Here is a 17,675-nt window from a genome sequence, read left to right as displayed (position 1 = left end):
CGGCGCGCTACGCGCCGGTCTCCGGCGCAGGGGTGACCGGCGGCTGCGCCTGCCGCAGGCCGGTGACCAGCAGCGTCACGATCGTCCGCACGTCGTAGTCCGGGTCCTGGGGGCTCCACGCGACCAGGTCGCCGACGGCGCGGAGCAGCTGGTACGGCGACACCGACGCGACCACCTCGCCCGATGCGCGAGCGGCGTCGAGCATGCGGCCGAGCACGGGGACGAGCTCGTCGACGAACAGCGTGTGCAGCGCGGTGAAGCCGTCGGCGTCGCCCTCCCACACCCGCGCCAGGCCGTGCTTCGTGCCGAGGAAGTCGACGAACTGGTGCACCCAGCGCAGGATCGCGTCGAACGACGTCGGCGCCGAGTCGAGCAGCACGGGGCCGGCCTCGGCCAGGGCCTCGATCTGGTGCCGGTAGACGGCGACGACCAGGTCCGAGCGGGTCGGGAAGTGCCGGTAGAGCGTACCCACCCCCACGCCGGCGGCGGCGGCGACCTCGCGCACCGGCGCACCGACGCCGGACGCAGCGAAGACACCGGCCGCGGCGTCGAGGATCGTCCGCTCGTTCCGTTCGACGTCGCGGCGACGCCGGGGCGGCGCGGTGTCGTTCGAGGGCGCGGTGTCGTTCGACGGCGTGCTCATCCCCCGATCATCGCACGGCCTGCACCCGGAACGGAACGCCGATCCGTTTCGCTTGCAATCCGGAGCGCTGTTCCGTATCGTTCCGGAACGTTGCTCCGTTTCGAGCGACGACCGCTTCCGGAAGGACTCCCGATGTCAGCAACAGCACCGCTCCCCCAGGTGATCAGCGTGCGCCCCGTCACCCTGCCCGCACCATCACGCGGCCACGACCTCGAGGTCCGGATCACCGCCCCGATCACGGGCACCGAGCTTCCCGTGATCGTCTTCGCCCACGGCTTCGGGCAGTCGATGACCGGCGGCGATCCCCTCGTCGACCACTGGACCGCCAACGGGTTCGTCGTCGTCCAGCCCACGTTCCTCGACTCGACGGGCTACGGCCTGACGCTCGACGACCCGCGCTACCCGACGATCTGGCAGACCCGGGTCGACGACCTCGAGCGGGTCATCGACGACCTCGACGTCCTCGTCGCCGCCGTCCCCGGTCTCGCGGGACGTGTCGACCAGGCGAACCTCGCGGTCGCCGGGCACTCGTGGGGCGGCCAGTCCGTCGGCATGCTCCTCGGCGCCCGGGTGACCGGGTCGGACGGACAGCCGGGCGAGGACCGCACCGACCAGCGCGTGCGGGCCGGGGTCCTGCTCTCCACCACCGGGTTCGGTGGACCCGACCTGACGCCGTTCGCGCAGGAGCACTTCCCCTTCATGAGCCCGGACTTCAGCCAGCTGCGCACACCGTCGCTCGTCGTCGCCGGGGACCACGACCAGTCCCGGCTCTCCACGCGCGGGCCGGACTGGTTCACCGACGTCTACCACCACAGCCCCGGCGCCCGGCACCTGGTGACCGTGCACGGCGGGGAGCACCTGCTCGGCGGCATCCAGGACTACGCGTCCACCGCCACGACCGACGAGAGCCCGGAGCGCGTGGACCTGGTCCGTCGCACCACGACGGCGTTCCTCCGGACGGCGCTCGGGCTCGACGCCGACGCGTGGTCCGCGACGGCCGACGCAGTCGCCTCTGCCGAAGCCGGCGACGCAGTCGGCGACATCGACTCCAAGGAGGACCACTCGTGATCACCGACCAGCACCCGCTCCCCACCCCCTTCACCGCATCGTCCACCGCCACCGACGTCCTCGACGGCGTCGACCTGACCGGCCGGGACGTCGTCGTCACGGGAGGCCACGGCCGCCTCGGCCGCGAGGCCAGCCGCGCCCTCGCAGCCGCCGGCGCCACGGTCACCGTCGCGTCCCGCGACACCGACCGCGCCAGCGCCGCCGTCGCCGGCATCCCCGGCGTCCGGGTCGAGCAGCTCGACCTGACCGACCCGGCGTCGATCGACGCCTTCGCCGCACACTGGACGGCCTCCGGACGCCCGCTCCACGCCCTGGTCAACAACGCCGCGATGCTCTTCACCCCGGACCGGCAGCTCGACGCCCGCGGCAACGAACTGTCGTTCTCGACGTCCCACCTCGGGCACTTCCGGCTCACGCGGGCACTCCTCCCTTCCCTGCTGGAGGCCCGTGGTGCGCGGGTCCTGAACGTCACGTCCGGCGCCGCCCGCTTCGGGCAGATCCGGTGGGAGGACCCGGCGTTCGTCAGCGGCTACGACGCCGGTGCCGCCTACGGGCAGGCCAAGCGGGCGAACGTGCTGTTCACGGTCGAGCTGGACCGCCGGTACGCCGACCGGGGCATCCGGTCGTTCGCCGCGCACCCCGGGGTGATCATCGGCCCGGGCCCGCACGACGAGTCCCGGATCGCCTCGTACCGCGAGCAGGGGCTGGTCGACGACGACGGTGCGACGGTCGTCGACCCCGAGCGCGGCAAGAAGACGATCGAGCAGGGGGCGGCGGCCCTCGTGTTCGGTGCCGCGAGCCCGCTGCTCGACGGCGTCGGCGGGGTCTACCTGAAGGACAGCGACGTCGCGGTGATCGACGACGAGGTCCGCCCCCTCACCGCAGACAGCATCCCGTCGGACGCGAACTCGGCGATGCTCGACGCCGACGACGCCCGGCGGCTGTGGGAGGTCAGCGCGCGGCTGACGGCGTGAGCACTGCGGCGGCGCTGGTAACTTCGGCTCCATGACGCGACCCCGAGGGACCGCACCACTCATCGTCGGCCTCGCGGGCGCTGCCGCCGGTGCTCTCCTCGGGTACTGGGGTGGCAGCCTGATGCTCGCCGGCGGCCGCGAGGCCACGGTCGGGGACGGCCTGCCGCCCTACGCGCTCGTGGTGGTGGTCATCGCCGCGATCATCGGCATCGGGGTCCCGCTCGTGGCCCTCGGCTGGTACTTCCGGCAGAAGGTCTCCCTGGCCGGTCTGCCCCACCGCGTGCAGGCGCTGTGGCTCGGCCTCGCCTGGGGGACCATCGCGATGCTGCTCGCCGGGAGCCTGAACGGCTTCGCGAGCCTGCTGCCCGGCGGCCATGTCTGGCCGGGGTTCGTCGAGGAGTTCCTGAAGCTCCTGGTGCCCGTCATCCTGCTGCTGTCCTCGCGCACCTACCGGTCGCCGCGACTGGCGGTGTGGCTCGTGTTCGTCGCCGCCGCCTGGTTGGGGTTCCTCGAGGGCATCAGCTACATCATCACCTCGCTCGACCCGATCCTCGACGGCGGATCCGCTCCGTCCGATGCGCCGTTCGTCATGATGATGGACATCGTCGTCCGCATCATCGCCGAGGTCTCGCACCCGCTGATCACCGTCGGGGCCGCGGTCCTCATCTGGCTCGCCGCAAAGACGCTGCCGACGGGCAGGGCGATCGGTGTCGGAGTGCTCGCGTACCTCGGCGCCGCCGCGATCCACGGCCTCAACGACGCCGTGATCGACGGGCCGGTCCGCGACTGGAACGTGCCGCTCAGCATCGTGCTCGAAGCCGTGTACGTCGTCGCGGTCTTCGTGTTCTGGTTCCGGCCGCAGGTGCGGCGGCTGCAAGCGGACGACGACCAGCTGTCAGCGGCGCGCTAGCCCGGATCATCCGATCAAACAGACATAGGATGTCTCACGCTCCCGACACCGCCGTCGCGAGCCGCCGCAACCGATCGGAGCACGTCGTGCACGAACCGCTCACCCCGCTGGACCCGACCACGCTGCCCGAGCCCGTGGACGTTTCGGACAACACCGCGGCCCTGGCCGCGGTCGACGCCGTCGTGCGCTCGGGTCCGTACGACGCGACCTGGTCGTCGCTGCAGAAGTACCGCGCACCGCTCTGGTACCAGGACGCCAAGTTCGGGATCTTCGTCCACTGGGGCGTCTTCTCGGTCCCCGCGTTCCGGAACGAGTGGTACTCCCGCGACATGTACCGCGCCGGCACGCCGGAGTTCGCCCACCACGTCGAGACCTACGGACCGCACGACGCGTTCGGGTACAAGGACTTCATCCCCTCGTTCACGATGGAGCACTTCGACGCCGCGGCGTGGGTGCGGGTGTTCCGCGAGGCCGGCGCACAGTTCGTCGTCCCGGTCGCCGAGCACCACGACGGCTTCGCGATGTACGACACCGACCGCTCCCGGTGGAGCGCCGCGCAGCTCGGGCCCGGGCGTGACGTGTTCGGCGAGCTCCTCGTCGCCGCGGACGAAGCGTGGATGGTCCGTGGCGCGTCGTCCCACCGGGCCGAGCACTGGTTCTTCATGAACGGCGGGACGAAGACCCCCTCGGACGTGCTCGATCCGCGGTTCAGCGACTTCTACGGGCCGGCGCAGCGCGAGGAGACCGCCCCGAACGAGCGCTTCCTGGAGGACTGGCTGCTCCGCACCGTCGAGCTCATCGACAAGTACCGCCCGCAGGTGCTCTGGTTCGACTGGTGGATCGAGCAGCCCGCGTTCCAGCCGTACGTCCGCACCCTCGCGGCCTACTACTACAACCGCGCCGCCGAGTGGGGCCGCGAGGTGGTCATCAACTACAAGTGGGAGACGTTCGCGCCGGGCAGCGCCGTGTACGACATCGAGCGCGGAGCGATGGCCGGCACACCGGAGACCGTCTGGCAGAACGACACCGCGATCGCGAAGACCGCCTGGAGCTGGATCGAGGGCCACGACTACAAGACCGTCCGCGACCTGGTCGCCGAACTCGTCGACGTGGTCGCGAAGAACGGTGTGCTGCTGCTCAACACCGGGCCGAAGGCCGACGGCACCCTGCCCGAGGACGAGGTCCGCATCCTGCGGGGCATCGGCTCGTGGCTCGCGGTGAACGGCGAGGCGATCTACGGCACCCGGCCGTGGACGATCTCGGGCGAGGGGCCGACCACTCGTCCCGCGGGTTCGTTCGTCGACGCCGACACGGTCGAGTACACCGCCGAGGACGTCCGGTTCACCACGCGCCACGACGTCACCGGCGACGCCGTCTCCGCGACCCTGCTGGCCGATCCCGACGACGGGTCGGCCCGCATCCGGGCGTTCGGGTCGGCCTCGGGCCTGCTCGGCCGCACCATCCGGTCCGTCGCCGTGCTGGGCCACGACGGCGAGGTCGACTGGGAGCAGCACCCCGACGCACTCGTGGTCGCGCTCGACGGCATCACCAGCGTCGACTCCGGTCCAGTGGTCCGGGTGCGACTCGCGCCGGTGGTCGAGCAGGAGCGGCAGGACTTCCTGCACCAGTGACCGAGGATGCCGGCCCGGGGACGCCGGCGCGACGATCCGTCGCGGTCAGAACGGTGCGGCGCGACTACTCTCAGGCGAACGGTCGTCCGACGAGGATTGGGATGCTGACCTGAACTGGATCATCGCGAACTTCGGTCTCGTCTGGGGCCTCACCGTCACCCACGCGGGTCTCGCGGCCGTGCCCATCGTCCTCGGGTTCGTCGTGGCGGTGCCGTTGGGCTGGGTGGCGAACCGGTGGCAGGCAGTCCGATCGGTCATCGTCGGCGGCGGCAGTCTGCTCTACACGATCCCGTCCCTGCCGCTCTTCGTGATCCTGCCCTACCTGCTCGGCACCCGCATCACGGATCCCGTGAACATCGTCGTGGGGCTGTCGGTGTACGCGGTCGCCATCATGGTGCGGTTGGCAGCTGATGCGTTCGCCGCCGTCCCGGCGGACGTCGTCGACTCGGCCACCTCGGTGGGGTACTCCGCGTGGGGCCGTTTCTGGACGGTCGAGCTCCCGTTGGCGGGTCCCGTCCTCCTCGCGGGGATGCGGGTGGTCTCGGCGAGCACCGTCGCCCTGGTCTCGGTCGGCGCCCTGGTCGGGTCCGCGAACATCGGGTTCCTGTTCACGGACGGGCGACAGCGTCAGTTCCTCGAGGAGATCCTCGTCGGCGTGGCAGCGAGTCTCTTCGTCGCGCTGGTCTTCGACACCGTCCTGGTGGCGCTCGGGCGCGTCCTGATGCCGTGGTCGCGACGGATCCAGGTGCGGTCGCGTCGGTCGCGCCGTCGGGCTGCGCTGGCGACGATCGAACGGGGGCCTGACCGTGCAGTTCTTCCTCCACGCAGTCGCCTGGCTCCTCGACCCCACGAACTACCGCCCCGGCCTGCAGACCCCGCTCCCGATCCAGGACCGGATCGGCGAACACCTGCTGTACACGTTCATCTCGGTCGCCATCGCCGCGCTGATCGCGCTGCCACTGGGCCTGTACATCGGTCACACCGGGCGCGGGCGCAGCTTCGTCATCGCCTTCAGCGGGTCCATGCGCGCGCTGCCGACGCTGGGCCTGCTCGGCACCCTCTTCGTCATCATCGGGATGACCGTGCCGTTCACGCAGACCGCCTTCATCGCGTCCATCATCGCGTTCGTCGTCCTGGCGATCCCCTCGATCCTCGCCGGGGCGTACTCCGGTGTGGAGTCCGTGGATCCGCAGACGGTGGACGCCGCGCGCTCGGTGGGCATGACCGAGTTGCAGATCCTGCTCAAGGTCGAGGTCCCCCTGTCGCTGCCGCTGATCATCGGCGGGATCCGCGCATCGGTGCTCCAGGTCATCGCGACCGTCGTGATCGCGTCGTACATCTCGCTGGGCGGCCTCGGCGCGATCATCTCGACGGGCATCAGCCTGAACGACAACGACCTCATCCTCGGTGGTGCGTTGCTCGTGACGGTCCTCGCCCTGGTGATCGACGGCTTGTTCGCCCTCGCCCAACACCTCACCCGCCGCGGCCCCGAGGGGCAGACCCGCCGGCGCCGCACACACGTCCGCGCGCTGCCACTCCGGCGCCGCGCGGTGACGGCACTCTCCGTCGACGAAAGGGACCACTGATGTTCACAGCAGGCACCAGGACACGCATCCTCGCGGGTGTGATCGCGGTCGGGGCGATCGTGGCACTCTCCGGTTGTTCCACCTCGGACCCCACGAAGCCGGCATCGGGCGGGGGCGACGGATCGGGCAGCACGCCGATCGTGGTCGGTTCGTTCAACTTCCCGGAGAGCGAGATCCTGGGCAACATGTACGCGCTCGTCCTGAAGGACGCCGGCTTCGACGTGACGACCAAGTTCAACCTCGGCCCGCGGCAGACCACGATCCCCGCGCTCAAGGACGGTTCGATCAACCTCATGCCGGAGTACAACGGCAACCTGCTGTTCTTCTACGACACCAAGGCCACCGCGAAGACGACAGCGGAGGTCGACGCCGCGCTGAAGACCGAGATCCCGAAGGACTTCCAGGTGCTCGAGCCGTCTCCGGCCGAGGACAAGGACGCCTACGTCGTGACCCAGGCCGAGGCCGAGAAGAACGGCCTCACGTCGATCGGTGACCTCTCCAAGATCGAGCCGTTCTCGCTCGGTGCCAACCCGCAGTTCGGCACCCTTCCGTACGGCATCCCCGGGCTCAAGTCCACGTACGGCGTGGACAAGGTCACGTTCAAGTCGATCGAGGACTACGGCGGGCCCGACACGGTCAAGGCACTCGTCGACGACACCGTGCAGGTGGCCGACATCTACACGACGTCACCCGACCTCGTGACGAAGAAGCTGCTCGTGCTGAAGGACCCCGAGAACCTGATCGCTTCGCAGAACATCCTGCCGTTCCTGATTAAGGACATCTACAGCGCGAAGCTCGCGTCGACGTTGAACAAGCTGTCCGAGAAGCTGACGACCGATGACCTCATCGAGCTGCGCAACCGTGTCGAGGGCAGCGAGAAGGCGCAGGCCGCGACCGCCGCGAAGGACTGGCTGACCAAGGAGGGGCTGCTCAAGTAGCTCGGGGACCGGCAGGGCCGTCGTCACGCCTCGTCCCGCAACCGACGGACGAGCTGGTCCAGCCGTGCCCGCAGCCGCTCCGGCACGCGGTCTCCGAAGCGGTCGAAGTGTGCCCGCAGCTGCTCGGCCTCGGCTGACCAGGCCGTCGGGTCGACGGCGAACAGTTCGTCGATGGCGAAGCCGTCGAGGTCGAGCCCGGCCAGGTCGAGTTCCCCCACCGCGGGCAGCCCACCGACGGGGCTCCAGTCCACGTCCGCCGAGCCGTCGAGCCGTCCGGCGATCCACTCGAGCACCCGGACGTTCTCGCCGAACCCTGGCCAGAGGTAGCCGCCGTCCGAGGACTTGCGGAACCAGTTCACGCGGAAGACGCGCGGCGCCTTCGAGCCGAGCCGGTCACCGATCTCGAGCCAGTGTGCCCAGTGGTCCGCCATGTTGTAGCCGCAGAAGGGCTGCATCGCGAAGGGGTCGAGGCGGAGTTCGCCGACGGGTCCCTCCGCCGCCGCGGTCTGCTCGCTGGAGATCGTGGAACCGAAGAACACGCCGTGTTCCCAGTCCTCGGCCTCGGCGACGAGCGGGACGTTGGTGGCGCGGCGACCGCCGAAGACGATGGCGTCGATCGGCACACCGTCGGGGCTGTCCCAGTCGTACGAGATCGTCGGGCACTGGTCGGCGGCGACCGTGAAGCGCGCGTTGGGGTGCGCCGCCGGCGTCGCACTGCCCGGCTCCCACGGCTGTCCGCGCCAGTCGATGAGGTGCCGCGGCGGCTCCTCCGAGGCGCCCTCCCACCAGACGTCGCCGTCGTGCGTCATCGCGACGTTCGTGAAGATCGTGTTCGAGCGGACGGTGGTCATCGCCGCCGGGTTCGTGTCCGGGCCGGTCCCGGGCGCGACGCCGAAGAACCCGGCTTCGGGGTTGATCGCCCACAGACGGCCGTCGGCACCGGGGCGGAGCCACGCGATGTCGTCACCGATGGTCTCGACCTTCCAACCGGGCAGCGTCGGCGTCATCATCGCGAAGTTCGTCTTGCCGCAGGCCGACGGGAACGCGGCCGCGACGTGCAGGACCTTCCCCGCGGGCGTGGTGACGCGGATGAGCAGCATGTGCTCGGCGAGCCAGCCGTCCGCGCGGGCCATCGACGACGCGATCCGGAGGGCGAAGCACTTCTTCGCGAGCAGCGCGTTGCCGCCGTACCCCGAGCCGTACGACCAGATCTCGCGGGTCTCCGGGAAGTGCGCGATCGTCTTGGTCGAGTTCGACGGCCACGGCACGTCCGGGATCCTGGTTCCGTCGTCGTCCACGAGCGGCATGCCCACGGTGTGCAGGGCCGGGACCCAGACCGTGTCCGGCGCGATCTGCGCCAGGGCTTCAGCGCCCATCCGGGTCATGATCCTGGTGGACACCACGACGTAGGGCGAGTCCGTGATCTGGACGCCGACCTGCGAGATCGCCCCGCCGACCGGCCCCATCGAGAACGGTACGACGTAGAGCGTCCGCCCGCGCATCGCGCCCCGGAAGCGCGCCGTGAGCTCGGTGCGCATGACGTCGGGTGCCCGCCAGTTGTTGGTCGGGCCAGCGTCGGCCTCGGTGGCGGAGCAGATGAAGGTGCGGTCCTCGACCCGTGCGACGTCCGCGGGGTCACTCCTGGCGAGGAAGCTGCCCGGGCGCAGGCCCTGGTCCAACGCGATGAGGGAGCCGGCGGCGACCATCTCGGCGAGCAGTCCGCGGTTCTCGGCCTCGCTGCCGGAGCACCAGACGACCTGGTCCGGTTCCGTCAGGGACGCGACCTGGTCCACCCACCGGCGCAGGGCCTCCAGACCGGCTCCTGGCTCGATGGTCGATCCGATCGTCTCGGTGATGACAGTCATGCTGGTCCTTCGAGGTCGGGCGCCCGCGGGGTCCTGCGGACGGCGCTCAGCCGGTCGCGGCGAGCGAGTCGACGCGGAGCCAGGCGGAGTGGTCGGTGAGGTGGGGTGCGCGGGACGGCGGAGCGCCGTCGCCACGGGTGGCCGGTGTGGCGCGGAGTGCAGCACCCCGCTGGGCGACCGCCGCCGCGCCCCAGCGGACCGCGAGTCGTGCGGCGGCCGACGGCGTCGCACCGTCGGCCTCGGCGGACAGGTACCCGGCGAGCGCCGCGTCACCGGCCCCGGTCGTGTCGACGCAGTCGGTCGCGACCCCGGGTACCAGTTCGTGTCGGTGGGCGTCGACGAGGAGCGCCCCGTCGGCACCCATCGTGACGAGGGCGCGTCGTGCGCCCCGCGAGAGGAGGGCGCGCGCTGCACGCACCGTCTCGTCCACCGTCGTGACGGGGTGTCCGACGGCCTGCGCGAGTTCGTCGACGTTCGGCTTCACGAGATCAACCGGCGCGAGCGGGTCGAGCACCGCCGTCAGCTGGTGCCCGGGGACGTCGAACGCGACCGACAGTCCGACGGCGCGGGCCGCGACGACGAGCGGGAGCACGTCGACGAGGTGGTCGCCACCGGCGACGGTCGGGAGGCACCCGGTCACCACGAGCCATCGGGCGTCGGTCTCCAGCGTGGTGCGGAGCACGGCCACGGTCAGCGTCGTCCACTGCGCACGTGTCAGCGGGGCCGGGGCCTCGTTGACGTTCGTGGTGACGCCGTCCGACCCGGTCACGACGGTGTTGACCCGGGTGCGCACCCCGAGGTCCACCGGCGTCAGGCCGGTGCGAGCGTCGTCGTCGAGGGGCGCGAGCGCCTCCGGCGACAACGGGGCGACCGCGTGCGACGCCGCGCCGTGCGCGAGGAGCGCACGGGTGACGTTCACGCCGTTGCCCCCGAGTGTCTCGGTGACGGTGTGGGCGCGGTGCACGGCCCCGCCCCGCAGGGTGTCGACGGAGTACGTCCGGTCGATCGCGGGCGCCGGGGTGAGCGTGACGATCGTGCGTCCCGTCCGGGTCCCCGTCCACGCCGCAGCGTCCGGACGCAGCGTGCTCATGCGGCGACTCGCTCCCCGAGGACGGCACGGATGCGGTCCGCGACGCGCTCGACCGACAGTCCGTACTTGTCGAGCAGGAAGTCGTTCGGTCCCGACTCGGCCCAGGAGTCGGCGAGCCCGACCTTGTGCAGGCGGGCTCCGCTGGCGTGGCCGGCGAGGACCGCCGCGACGACGTCACCGAGTCCGCCGACGACGTTGTGCTCCTCGACCGTGACGACCTGGGCCGCGCCGTCGAGCAGCGCCCAGAGGGCGTCGTCGTCGAGGGGCTTGATCGTCGGCAGGTGCACGTGTCGGACGCGGTGTCCCTCGGCCTCGACGGCGGTGATCGCCTCGACGGTGCGGGAGGTCTGGACGCCGGTCGAGACGACCGTCACGTCAGCGTCGCTCCCCCCGTCGCGGAGCAGCACCGGGGCACCGACGCGGAACTCGTAGCCGTCGTCGAAGACGTCGGCGACCGCGTCGCGGGCGAGACGGAGGTACACGGGGCCGTCGTGGTCGGCGGCCCAGCGGATCATCGCGGCGGCCTCGGTCTCGTCGGCCGGCGCGAGGACGGTCATGTTCGGCAGCGCGCGCATCACCGACAGGTCCTCGATGTCCTGGTGGGTCTTGCCGCTCGCACCGTTGAGCAGCCCGGCGTAGGCGGCGGCGAGGCGGACGGGGGCCTTGGTCTGTGAGACGAGCATGCGCACCTGGTCGAGCGCGCGGTTCGTCAGGAAGACGCCGAACGACGAGAGCCAGGGGCGGTAGCCGAGGGTCGACATGCCGAACGCGATACCGACCATGTTCTGTTCGGCGATGCCGGCCTGGACGAAGCGGTCCGGGTGGGCCTCGGCGAACGTGACCGCCATGGTCGAGGTCGCGAGGTCGCCGTCGACGACGACGATGCGGTCGTCGGTCCGTGCGAGTTCGGTGAGGGTGTCCCCCCACACTGCGCGCTGCGCCTTCATGCCAGGGCCTCCGTCTTCTGGTCGATGAGCAGTTCCGTGCGGGCGGTGTCCAGCTGCTCCGCGGTCGGCACGCCGTTGTGCCACTTGAACGTGGCGCGGGTGAACGAGACACCGTTGCCCTTGACGGTGTGGGCGATGATCGCCGTCGGCTTGCCGGACGTGCCGCGGGCGGCGTCGACCTCGGCGTACGCGTCGAGGATCTCCTCGAAGTCGTGGCCGTTGATCTCGATGACGTTCCAGCCGAACCCGCGGAACACGGCGGGGAGGTTCACGTGCCCCATCGGTTCGCTGCGGTCGTAGCGGTCGTGGTCGCCGGCCGGCCAGCCGTACTGCTGCAGGCCGTTGAGGTCGACGATCGCGGTGAGGTTGTCGAGGCCGTAGCGGGGGGCGTGGATCACGGTCTCCCAGACCATGCCCTCCTCGATCTCGCCGTCGCCGAGCACCACCCAGGTGTGGAAGTCCTTACCCTGCATCTTCGCGGCGATCGCCATGCCGGAGCCAGCCGAGAGCCCCTGCCCGAGGGACCCTGTGGACGAGTCCACCCCCGGCGTGAGCTTCATGTCGGGGTGGCCCTGCAGTCGGGAGTCGCCATGGTCGAAGGTGGCGAGCTCCTCGACGGGGAAGTACCCCCGGAGGGCCAGGACCGAGTACAGCCCGATCGCCGAGTGCCCCTTGGACAGGATGAACCGGTCGCGGTCGGGGTCCTGCGGCTGTTCGGGGTCGATCCGGAGCTGGTGGAAGTAGAGGGCGACCATCAGGTCCATGGCGGACATCGGGCCACCGATGTGCCCCGCCTTGCTCGTCGCGACCGTCTCGAGGACACGCCAGCGTCCTTCTCGGGCGACGGTCTCCAGGTGTTCGACGTCTCTCGCGTCGTTGCGTGTCACGGCGACTCCTTCGTTCTGCGGTGGTGCCACTAAACTATCACTCGGTGAACGGTGTGTCTACTGCGTGAGATTAAGTGGATTCGATCAGCAGGGTCGGCGTGGGAGGATGACGACATGGCAGACGGCGCCTCCGACGACGGCGGGATCGAGATCCTCAGCAAGGCCGGCGCGATCATCGACGCACTGGCCGACACCGAGGCGCTGACGGTGAGCGCGCTGGCGGATGCGGTCGGGGAACCCACGAGCTCGACCTACCGCCTGCTGCAGAGCCTCACCGCCATGGGCTGGGTCGACGCCGCCCCGGCACGCGGGACCTACCGGCTCGGGCTCGCCTGCATGCAGATCGGCGGCGTGTTGGAGGACTCGCTCGACGTGCGCGGGCTCGCACTGCCGCGGCTCCGCGAACTCCGGTCGAGCGTCGGCGTTGCCGCACTGCTCTGCTACCGCCGAGGGACGCGTGCCGTGTGCGTCGAACGCCTCGAGGGACACGACGTCCGCTCGGTGGCGATGCAGGTGGGCGACTCGCTGCCGCTCCACGTGGGCGGGGCACCCCGCGCACTCCTGGCGTTCCTGGCCGCCGGCGAACAGCACGCCGTGGTCGACGAACTCCTGGCGACGCCCGACCTGCCGTACGCCGTCCCACCCCGGAGCGAGCTGCAGACGGAGCTCGAGGCGACCCGGACGCGTGGCTACGCCCGGTCCGACCAGGACGTCACGATCGGCATCGCCGCCTTCGGCAGCCCCGTCTTCAACCACCGCGGCGAGCTGGTCGCCGCGGTGTCCATCAGCGGGCTCCGCGAACGGCTCGTCGACCGCGAGTCCGAGCTCGCGGAACTGGTGATGTCCACCGCCGCCGCGATCAGTGCGGACCTGGGGCACGACGGAGGTCGACGTGGCTGAGCGGAAACCGATGCGGGTGCTCGCCAACTCGATGGCGGTGGTCGAGGCCCTCGCCGAGCGCGGGGACCTCTCGCCCGCTGAACTCGCCGAGGCGACGGGCCTCCCCCGCCCGAGTGTCTACCGCTTCATCGACGGGCTCCGTGCCGTCGGCATGGCGACCACCACGGACGAGAACCGTGCACGCCTCAGCGTGAAGTGGTTGCACCTGGCCGACGCCGCACGGGACGCCATGACCGAGTGGTCCGGCGCCCGACGGATCCTCGACGCCCTGGCCGAGCGCACCGAGCAGACCGCGTTCCTGACCGTGCCACGCGGCGACGAGGCGGTGTGCGTCGACTGGGCGCCCGGCCGTGGCATCGGCGTCCTGACCCTGGCGCCCGGCCGTTCCCTGCCGCTGTACGCCGGCGGAGCCGGACGCCTCGTGCTCGCGTACACCCGCGACGTCGACGAGTACCTGGCCGACGGGCCCGAGCGCCGACCGCTGACGAGTGCGACCATCGTGGAAGCCGACGCGCTCCGCGAGGACGTCGAGCGCACGCGGTCCCAGGGGTACACGCTCTCACTCGACGACGCCACGATCGGGATCGGCGCGCTCGCGTTCCCCGTGCTCGGGGCCGACGGGGCGTTGCTCGGGTGCTTGTCGGTCGCCGGACGGTCGGTAGACGTCCGAGACCGACAGCAGGAGTTCACCGACGCCGCGCGCGCGGCCGTCGCGGAACTGACGAGCGGGGCCACCAGCGAACTGGCGACCCCGCTGTCCTGACGCGCACGCAGTGCCGTCGGCGGGCCCGGGCCGGGCCTGCGGTGGCGCGAGCGCTACCAGCTCACGGCGATGTACTGCGACTCCATGTACTCCAGGAGCCCCTCGGCGCCGCCCTCGCGACCGATGCCGGACTCCTTCATCCCGCCGAACGGCGCCGCCGGGTCGGACACCAGACCACGGTTCAGCCCGACCATGCCGGACTCGATCCGTCCGCTGACCCGCAGCCCACGCGCGAGGTCCTGCGTGTACACGTACGAGACCAGGCCGAACGGGGTCCCGTTCGCGAGCCGGACGGCGTCGTCCTCGGTGCGGAAGGTGACGACGGGCGCGACCGGCCCGAAGATCTCCTCCTTGAGGATGCGCGCGTGCTCCGGCACCCCGGTCAGGACGGTCGCGGGGTAGAACCAGCCGGGGCCGTCGGGGGACGCTCCGCCGGTCAGCACCGTGGCGCCGTCCTCCTTCGCGCCGTCGACGAGCCGGGCGATGTCGTCGCGGGCGGTCTCGTTCACCATCGGGCCGAGCTGGACCTGCGGGTCGAGGCCGTCGCCCGTCCGGAGCGCGCCCATCGCCTCGGCGAGACGTGCCGAGAACGCCTCGGCGATGCCCTCCTGCACGTAGAAGCGGTTCGCCGCGGTGCACGCTTCACCACCGTTCCGCATCTTGGCGATCATGGCGCCGGCGACCGCCTCGTCGAGGTCGGCGTCGTCGAAGACCACGAACGGCGCGTTGCCACCGAGCTCCATCGACGTGTTGACGACGGACTCCGCGGCGAGCTTCATGAGCTTCACGCCCACCTCGGTGGAGCCGGTGAACGAGAGCTTCCGGGCGCGCGGGTCGCGCACCATCTGCTCGACCACGGTGCCGGAGGACCGGCTCGGCAGCACGTTGAGGACCCCGGCCGGCAGTCCCGCCTCGGTGAAGAGTGCACCGATCGCGAGGGCCGTCAACGGGGTGTCGCTCGCGGGCTTCAAGACCGTCGTGCACCCGGCGGCGAGCGCCGGTCCGATCTTGCGGGTCGCCATCGCCGCGGGGAAGTTCCACGGGGTGACGAGGATCGCGATGCCGATCGGACGGTGCTCGACGAGGATCTTGTTCGTGCCACCCGGTGCGGTCTGCAGCGCACCCGGGATCCGGACGGCCTCTTCTGCGTACCAGCGGAGGAACTCGGCGGCGTACAGGACCTCGCCACGGGCGTCGGCGAAGACCTTGCCGTTCTCCGCCGTGATGAGCCGCGCGAACCAGTCGGCGCGCTCGACCATCAGGTCGTACGCCCGCGACAGCACCTCAGACCGTTTGCGGGGTGGGGTCGCGGCCCAGTCGGCAGCGGCGTCCGCCGCGGCGTCGACGGCCGCCTGGGCGTCGTTCCGGGTCCCGCTCGAGACGGTGGCGATGACGCGGCCGTCCACGGGGTCGTGGACGTCGAACGTCGCGCCGTCGGACGCTGCGCGTTCCACCCCGCCGATCAGGAGGCCCGTGGGGACCCCGGCGGTGATGATCGCCCGGTCGGTCGTCGAGTCCACGGCGTCGGTGGCGCCGCGGACGTCGGTCACGTCGGTCATGAGTGCTCCAGTTCTCGGACGCGGGGTGCGGACTGCGTCAGGTAGAGGCGCTGCTCGCGCTTGTGCTCGTCGTAGGTGGCGCGAGCGTCCTTCGTGCTGTCGAGCGTCGAGACCTCGGCGACCGGCACGTCCCACCAGGCGCCGGAGCCGCCGAAGCGGCCCTGGGCGTCGACGCGGACGTACACGACGCTGGTGCCGTCGTGTGCACGGGCCGCGTCGAGTGCGGAGCGGAAGGTGTCCGCGGTGTCGGCGGAGAAGACCTCGGCACCGTAGCTCGCCGCGTTGGCGACGAAATCGACCTCGAGCCGGCGGCCGTCGTGGCGGAGCGCCTCACCGCGCTCGTTGAAGCGGGTACCGAACGTCTGCGAGCCGAGGGTCTCGGACAGTGCGGCGATCGAGCCGTAGCCGAAGTTGTCGACGATGACGATGGTCATCTGCAGGTGCTCCTGCACCGCGGTCATGATCTCCTGCGACATCATCAGGTACGAGCCGTCACCGACCAGGACGTGCACGCGGCGCTCGGGTGCGGCGAGCTGTGCGCCCACGCCACCGGCGACCTCGTAGCCCATGCACGAGTTGCCGTACTCGATGTCGTAGCCCTTCGGGCTGCCCGGACGCCACAGGCGGTGCAGGTCGCCCGGCATCGAGCCGGCGGCGTTGACCACGACGTCGTCCGGCTCGGCCGAGGCGTTGAGGAGCCCGAGCATCTCGGCCTGGGACAGCGTCCGGCTGTCCTGGACCTCGATGATGCGGTCCACCTCGGCACGCCAGTCCGCGGCGGCCTGCTCGTTCGCGGCTACGACGTCGGCGTCGAGCGTGAAGCCGTCGAGCGCGGCACGGAGTTCGGCGAGCGTCTCGCGGGCGTCGCCGACCAGCGGGATGCCGGATTCCTTGAACGCGTCGATCTCGGCGACGTTGATGTTGACGAACGCCACGTCGGGGTTCTGGAACATGGTGTTCGAGGCCGTCGTGAAGTCGGTGTAGCGGGTCCCGATGCCGATGACCACGTCGGCGTCGTTCGCGATGGCGTTGGCGTACGCGGAGCCGGAGGAACCGAGCGCGCCGAGGGCGAGCCGGTGGTCCCACGGCATGCCGGCCTTGCCCGCCTGCGTCACACCGACGCCGATGCCGGTCGACTCGGCGAAGCGCACGAGCTCCCCGGTCGCCTCGGAGTACACGACGCCACCGCCGGCGATGACGACGGCCTTCTTCGCACCCTTGATGAGCTCGGCCGCACGCTGGATCGCCGCGGCGTCGGGACGGTTGCGGGCGACGTGCCAGACCCGCTCGGAGAACAGCGTCTCCGGGAAGTCGAACGCCTCGGCCTGCACGTCCTGCGGCAGGGCGATGGTGACGGCGCCGGTGTCGGCCGGGCTCGTCAGCACGCGCATCGCCTCGAGCAAGGCTGAGGCGAGCTGCTCCGGTCGGCTGATCCGGTCGAAGTACCGCGACACCGCACGGAACGAGTCGTTCGCGGTGACGTCCATCGCGTACGGGTGCTCCTGCTGCTGGAGCACCGCGCCGGTGGACCGGGTGGCGAAGGCGTCCGACGGGAAGAGCAGGACGGGGATGTGGTTCACCGTCGCGGTACCGGCACCGGTGACCATGTTGGTCGCGCCGGGCCCGATCGAGGTCGAGACGGCGAGCGCGCCGAGACGGTTCTTCGTCTTCGCGTAGCCGGTCGCGATGTGGACCATGCCCTGCTCGTTGCGGCCCTGGTAGTAGGGGAACACGTCCTGGTACTGCAGGAGCGCCTGTCCGAGCCCGGCGACGTTGCCGTGGCCGAAGATGCCGAACGCGCCGCCGAAGAACGGCTGCGTCACCCCGTCACGTTCGACGTGCTGGGCCTGCATGAACTCGACGATCGCCTGGCCCACCGTGAGGCGGCGGGTCGGCTGAGGGTGTTGCACCATT

The 17,675-nt window shown here is 70.9% G+C and carries 15 protein-coding genes and 1 pseudogene; 9 read left to right on the top strand and 7 right to left on the bottom strand.

What is annotated here, in order from left to right:
* Window positions 1–7 precede the first annotated feature (7 nt).
* Entirely contained in the window at window positions 8–643 is a 636-nt protein-coding gene (locus EDF33_RS05555) for a TetR/AcrR family transcriptional regulator (protein ID WP_132099482.1), read from the bottom strand.
* A 132-nt stretch (window positions 644–775) separates the two neighbouring features.
* On the opposite strand from EDF33_RS05555, the gene EDF33_RS05550 reads away from it, so the two are divergent.
* The 7 genes and pseudogenes from EDF33_RS05550 (at window position 776) to EDF33_RS05520 (ending at window position 7,750) form a co-directional block, all read left to right on the top strand.
* A complete protein-coding gene (locus EDF33_RS05550; protein ID WP_132099481.1) occupies window positions 776–1,711 on the top strand; it encodes an alpha/beta hydrolase in 936 nt (311 codons plus the stop codon).
* Window positions 1,708–2,685 (top strand): SDR family NAD(P)-dependent oxidoreductase, encoded by a 978-nt coding sequence (locus EDF33_RS05545; protein ID WP_132099480.1) that lies wholly within the window; start codon window positions 1,708–1,710, stop codon window positions 2,683–2,685. The genes EDF33_RS05550 and EDF33_RS05545 overlap by 4 nt, the downstream gene beginning before the upstream one ends.
* A 31-nt stretch (window positions 2,686–2,716) precedes the next feature.
* A complete protein-coding gene (locus EDF33_RS05540; RefSeq protein WP_132099479.1) occupies window positions 2,717–3,595 on the top strand; it encodes a PrsW family glutamic-type intramembrane protease in 879 nt (292 codons plus the stop codon).
* Window positions 3,596–3,624: 29 nt separating this feature from the next.
* Complete coding sequence (locus tag EDF33_RS05535; protein WP_132099478.1) at window positions 3,625–5,226, top strand: alpha-L-fucosidase; 1,602 nt, start codon at window positions 3,625–3,627, stop codon at window positions 5,224–5,226.
* Between the two features lie 178 nt (window positions 5,227–5,404).
* A pseudogene (locus tag EDF33_RS05530) lies at window positions 5,405–5,896 on the top strand (ABC transporter permease subunit); the annotation flags it as partial.
* Between the two features lie 136 nt (window positions 5,897–6,032).
* The gene (locus tag EDF33_RS05525) at window positions 6,033–6,812 is read left to right on the top strand and encodes an ABC transporter permease (RefSeq protein WP_131880800.1); all 780 of its coding nucleotides are present in this window, start codon (window positions 6,033–6,035) and stop codon (window positions 6,810–6,812) included.
* Window positions 6,812–7,750: an ABC transporter substrate-binding protein gene (locus EDF33_RS05520; protein ID WP_131846998.1), complete on the top strand. Its 939-nt coding sequence runs from the start codon at window positions 6,812–6,814 to the stop codon at window positions 7,748–7,750. Before EDF33_RS05525 ends, EDF33_RS05520 begins: the two co-directional genes overlap by 1 nt.
* Window positions 7,751–7,773: 23 nt before the next feature.
* On the opposite strand, the gene EDF33_RS05515 is transcribed toward EDF33_RS05520, so the two are convergent.
* From EDF33_RS05515 to EDF33_RS05500, 4 genes are read right to left on the bottom strand one after another with little or no spacing between them, the layout of a single operon-like run.
* Entirely contained in the window at window positions 7,774–9,615 is a 1,842-nt protein-coding gene (locus EDF33_RS05515; protein WP_131846997.1) for a phosphoenolpyruvate carboxykinase (GTP), read from the bottom strand.
* A 46-nt stretch (window positions 9,616–9,661) separates the two neighbouring features.
* A complete protein-coding gene (locus EDF33_RS05510; protein ID WP_131846996.1) occupies window positions 9,662–10,705 on the bottom strand; it encodes a PfkB family carbohydrate kinase in 1,044 nt (347 codons plus the stop codon).
* Entirely contained in the window at window positions 10,702–11,652 is a 951-nt protein-coding gene (locus EDF33_RS05505) for a transketolase C-terminal domain-containing protein (RefSeq protein WP_131846995.1), read from the bottom strand. The genes EDF33_RS05510 and EDF33_RS05505 overlap by 4 nt, the downstream gene beginning before the upstream one ends.
* Window positions 11,649–12,539, bottom strand: coding sequence for a transketolase (locus tag EDF33_RS05500; RefSeq protein WP_131846994.1), 891 nt, complete (start codon window positions 12,537–12,539; stop codon window positions 11,649–11,651). The genes EDF33_RS05505 and EDF33_RS05500 overlap by 4 nt, the downstream gene beginning before the upstream one ends.
* A 114-nt stretch (window positions 12,540–12,653) precedes the next feature.
* Between EDF33_RS05500 and EDF33_RS05495 the strand changes: the two genes are divergently transcribed.
* Together EDF33_RS05495 and EDF33_RS05490 are read left to right on the top strand one after the other, a co-directional pair.
* Window positions 12,654–13,439: an IclR family transcriptional regulator gene (locus EDF33_RS05495; RefSeq protein ID WP_131846993.1), complete on the top strand. Its 786-nt coding sequence runs from the start codon at window positions 12,654–12,656 to the stop codon at window positions 13,437–13,439.
* Entirely contained in the window at window positions 13,432–14,202 is a 771-nt protein-coding gene (locus tag EDF33_RS05490) for an IclR family transcriptional regulator (RefSeq protein ID WP_131846992.1), read from the top strand. Before EDF33_RS05495 ends, EDF33_RS05490 begins: the two co-directional genes overlap by 8 nt.
* 53 nt (window positions 14,203–14,255) lie before the next feature.
* Here the strand turns inward: EDF33_RS05490 and EDF33_RS05485 are convergent, their stop codons facing one another.
* Window positions 14,256–15,761 (bottom strand): NAD-dependent succinate-semialdehyde dehydrogenase, encoded by a 1,506-nt coding sequence (locus EDF33_RS05485; RefSeq protein ID WP_131846991.1) that lies wholly within the window; start codon window positions 15,759–15,761, stop codon window positions 14,256–14,258.
* Window positions 15,758–17,674 (bottom strand): 3D-(3,5/4)-trihydroxycyclohexane-1,2-dione acylhydrolase (decyclizing), encoded by a 1,917-nt coding sequence (gene iolD, locus EDF33_RS05480; RefSeq protein WP_131846990.1) that lies wholly within the window; start codon window positions 17,672–17,674, stop codon window positions 15,758–15,760. The genes EDF33_RS05485 and iolD overlap by 4 nt, the downstream gene beginning before the upstream one ends.
* Window position 17,675: the final 1 nt, after the last annotated feature.

The organism is Curtobacterium sp. PhB146 (assembly GCF_004342995.1).
Lineage (GTDB): Bacteria > Actinomycetota > Actinomycetes > Actinomycetales > Microbacteriaceae > Curtobacterium.
The sequence above is the reverse complement of the archived record's forward strand: the minus strand, read 5'-3'. Positions and strand labels throughout refer to the sequence as shown.

What these genes read in the sequence shown, in the direction of transcription:
- EDF33_RS05515 (WP_131846997.1), bottom strand. Translation starts at nt 9,615, where the DNA reads ATGACTGTCATCACCGAGACGATCGGATCGACCATCGAGCCAGGAGCC.
- EDF33_RS05550 (WP_132099481.1), top strand. Translation starts at nt 776, where the DNA reads ATGTCAGCAACAGCACCGCTCCCCCAGGTGATCAGCGTGCGCCCCGTC.
- EDF33_RS05555 (WP_132099482.1), bottom strand. Translation starts at nt 643, where the DNA reads ATGAGCACGCCGTCGAACGACACCGCGCCCTCGAACGACACCGCGCCG.
- EDF33_RS05485 (WP_131846991.1), bottom strand. Translation starts at nt 15,761, where the DNA reads ATGACCGACGTGACCGACGTCCGCGGCGCCACCGACGCCGTGGACTCG.
- iolD (WP_131846990.1), bottom strand. Translation starts at nt 17,674, where the DNA reads ATGGTGCAACACCCTCAGCCGACCCGCCGCCTCACGGTGGGCCAGGCG.
- EDF33_RS05510 (WP_131846996.1), bottom strand. Translation starts at nt 10,705, where the DNA reads ATGAGCACGCTGCGTCCGGACGCTGCGGCGTGGACGGGGACCCGGACG.
- EDF33_RS05535 (WP_132099478.1), top strand. Translation starts at nt 3,625, where the DNA reads ATGTCTCACGCTCCCGACACCGCCGTCGCGAGCCGCCGCAACCGATCG.
- EDF33_RS05540 (WP_132099479.1), top strand. Translation starts at nt 2,717, where the DNA reads ATGACGCGACCCCGAGGGACCGCACCACTCATCGTCGGCCTCGCGGGC.
- EDF33_RS05505 (WP_131846995.1), bottom strand. Translation starts at nt 11,652, where the DNA reads ATGAAGGCGCAGCGCGCAGTGTGGGGGGACACCCTCACCGAACTCGCA.
- EDF33_RS05495 (WP_131846993.1), top strand. Translation starts at nt 12,654, where the DNA reads ATGGCAGACGGCGCCTCCGACGACGGCGGGATCGAGATCCTCAGCAAG.
- EDF33_RS05520 (WP_131846998.1), top strand. Translation starts at nt 6,812, where the DNA reads ATGTTCACAGCAGGCACCAGGACACGCATCCTCGCGGGTGTGATCGCG.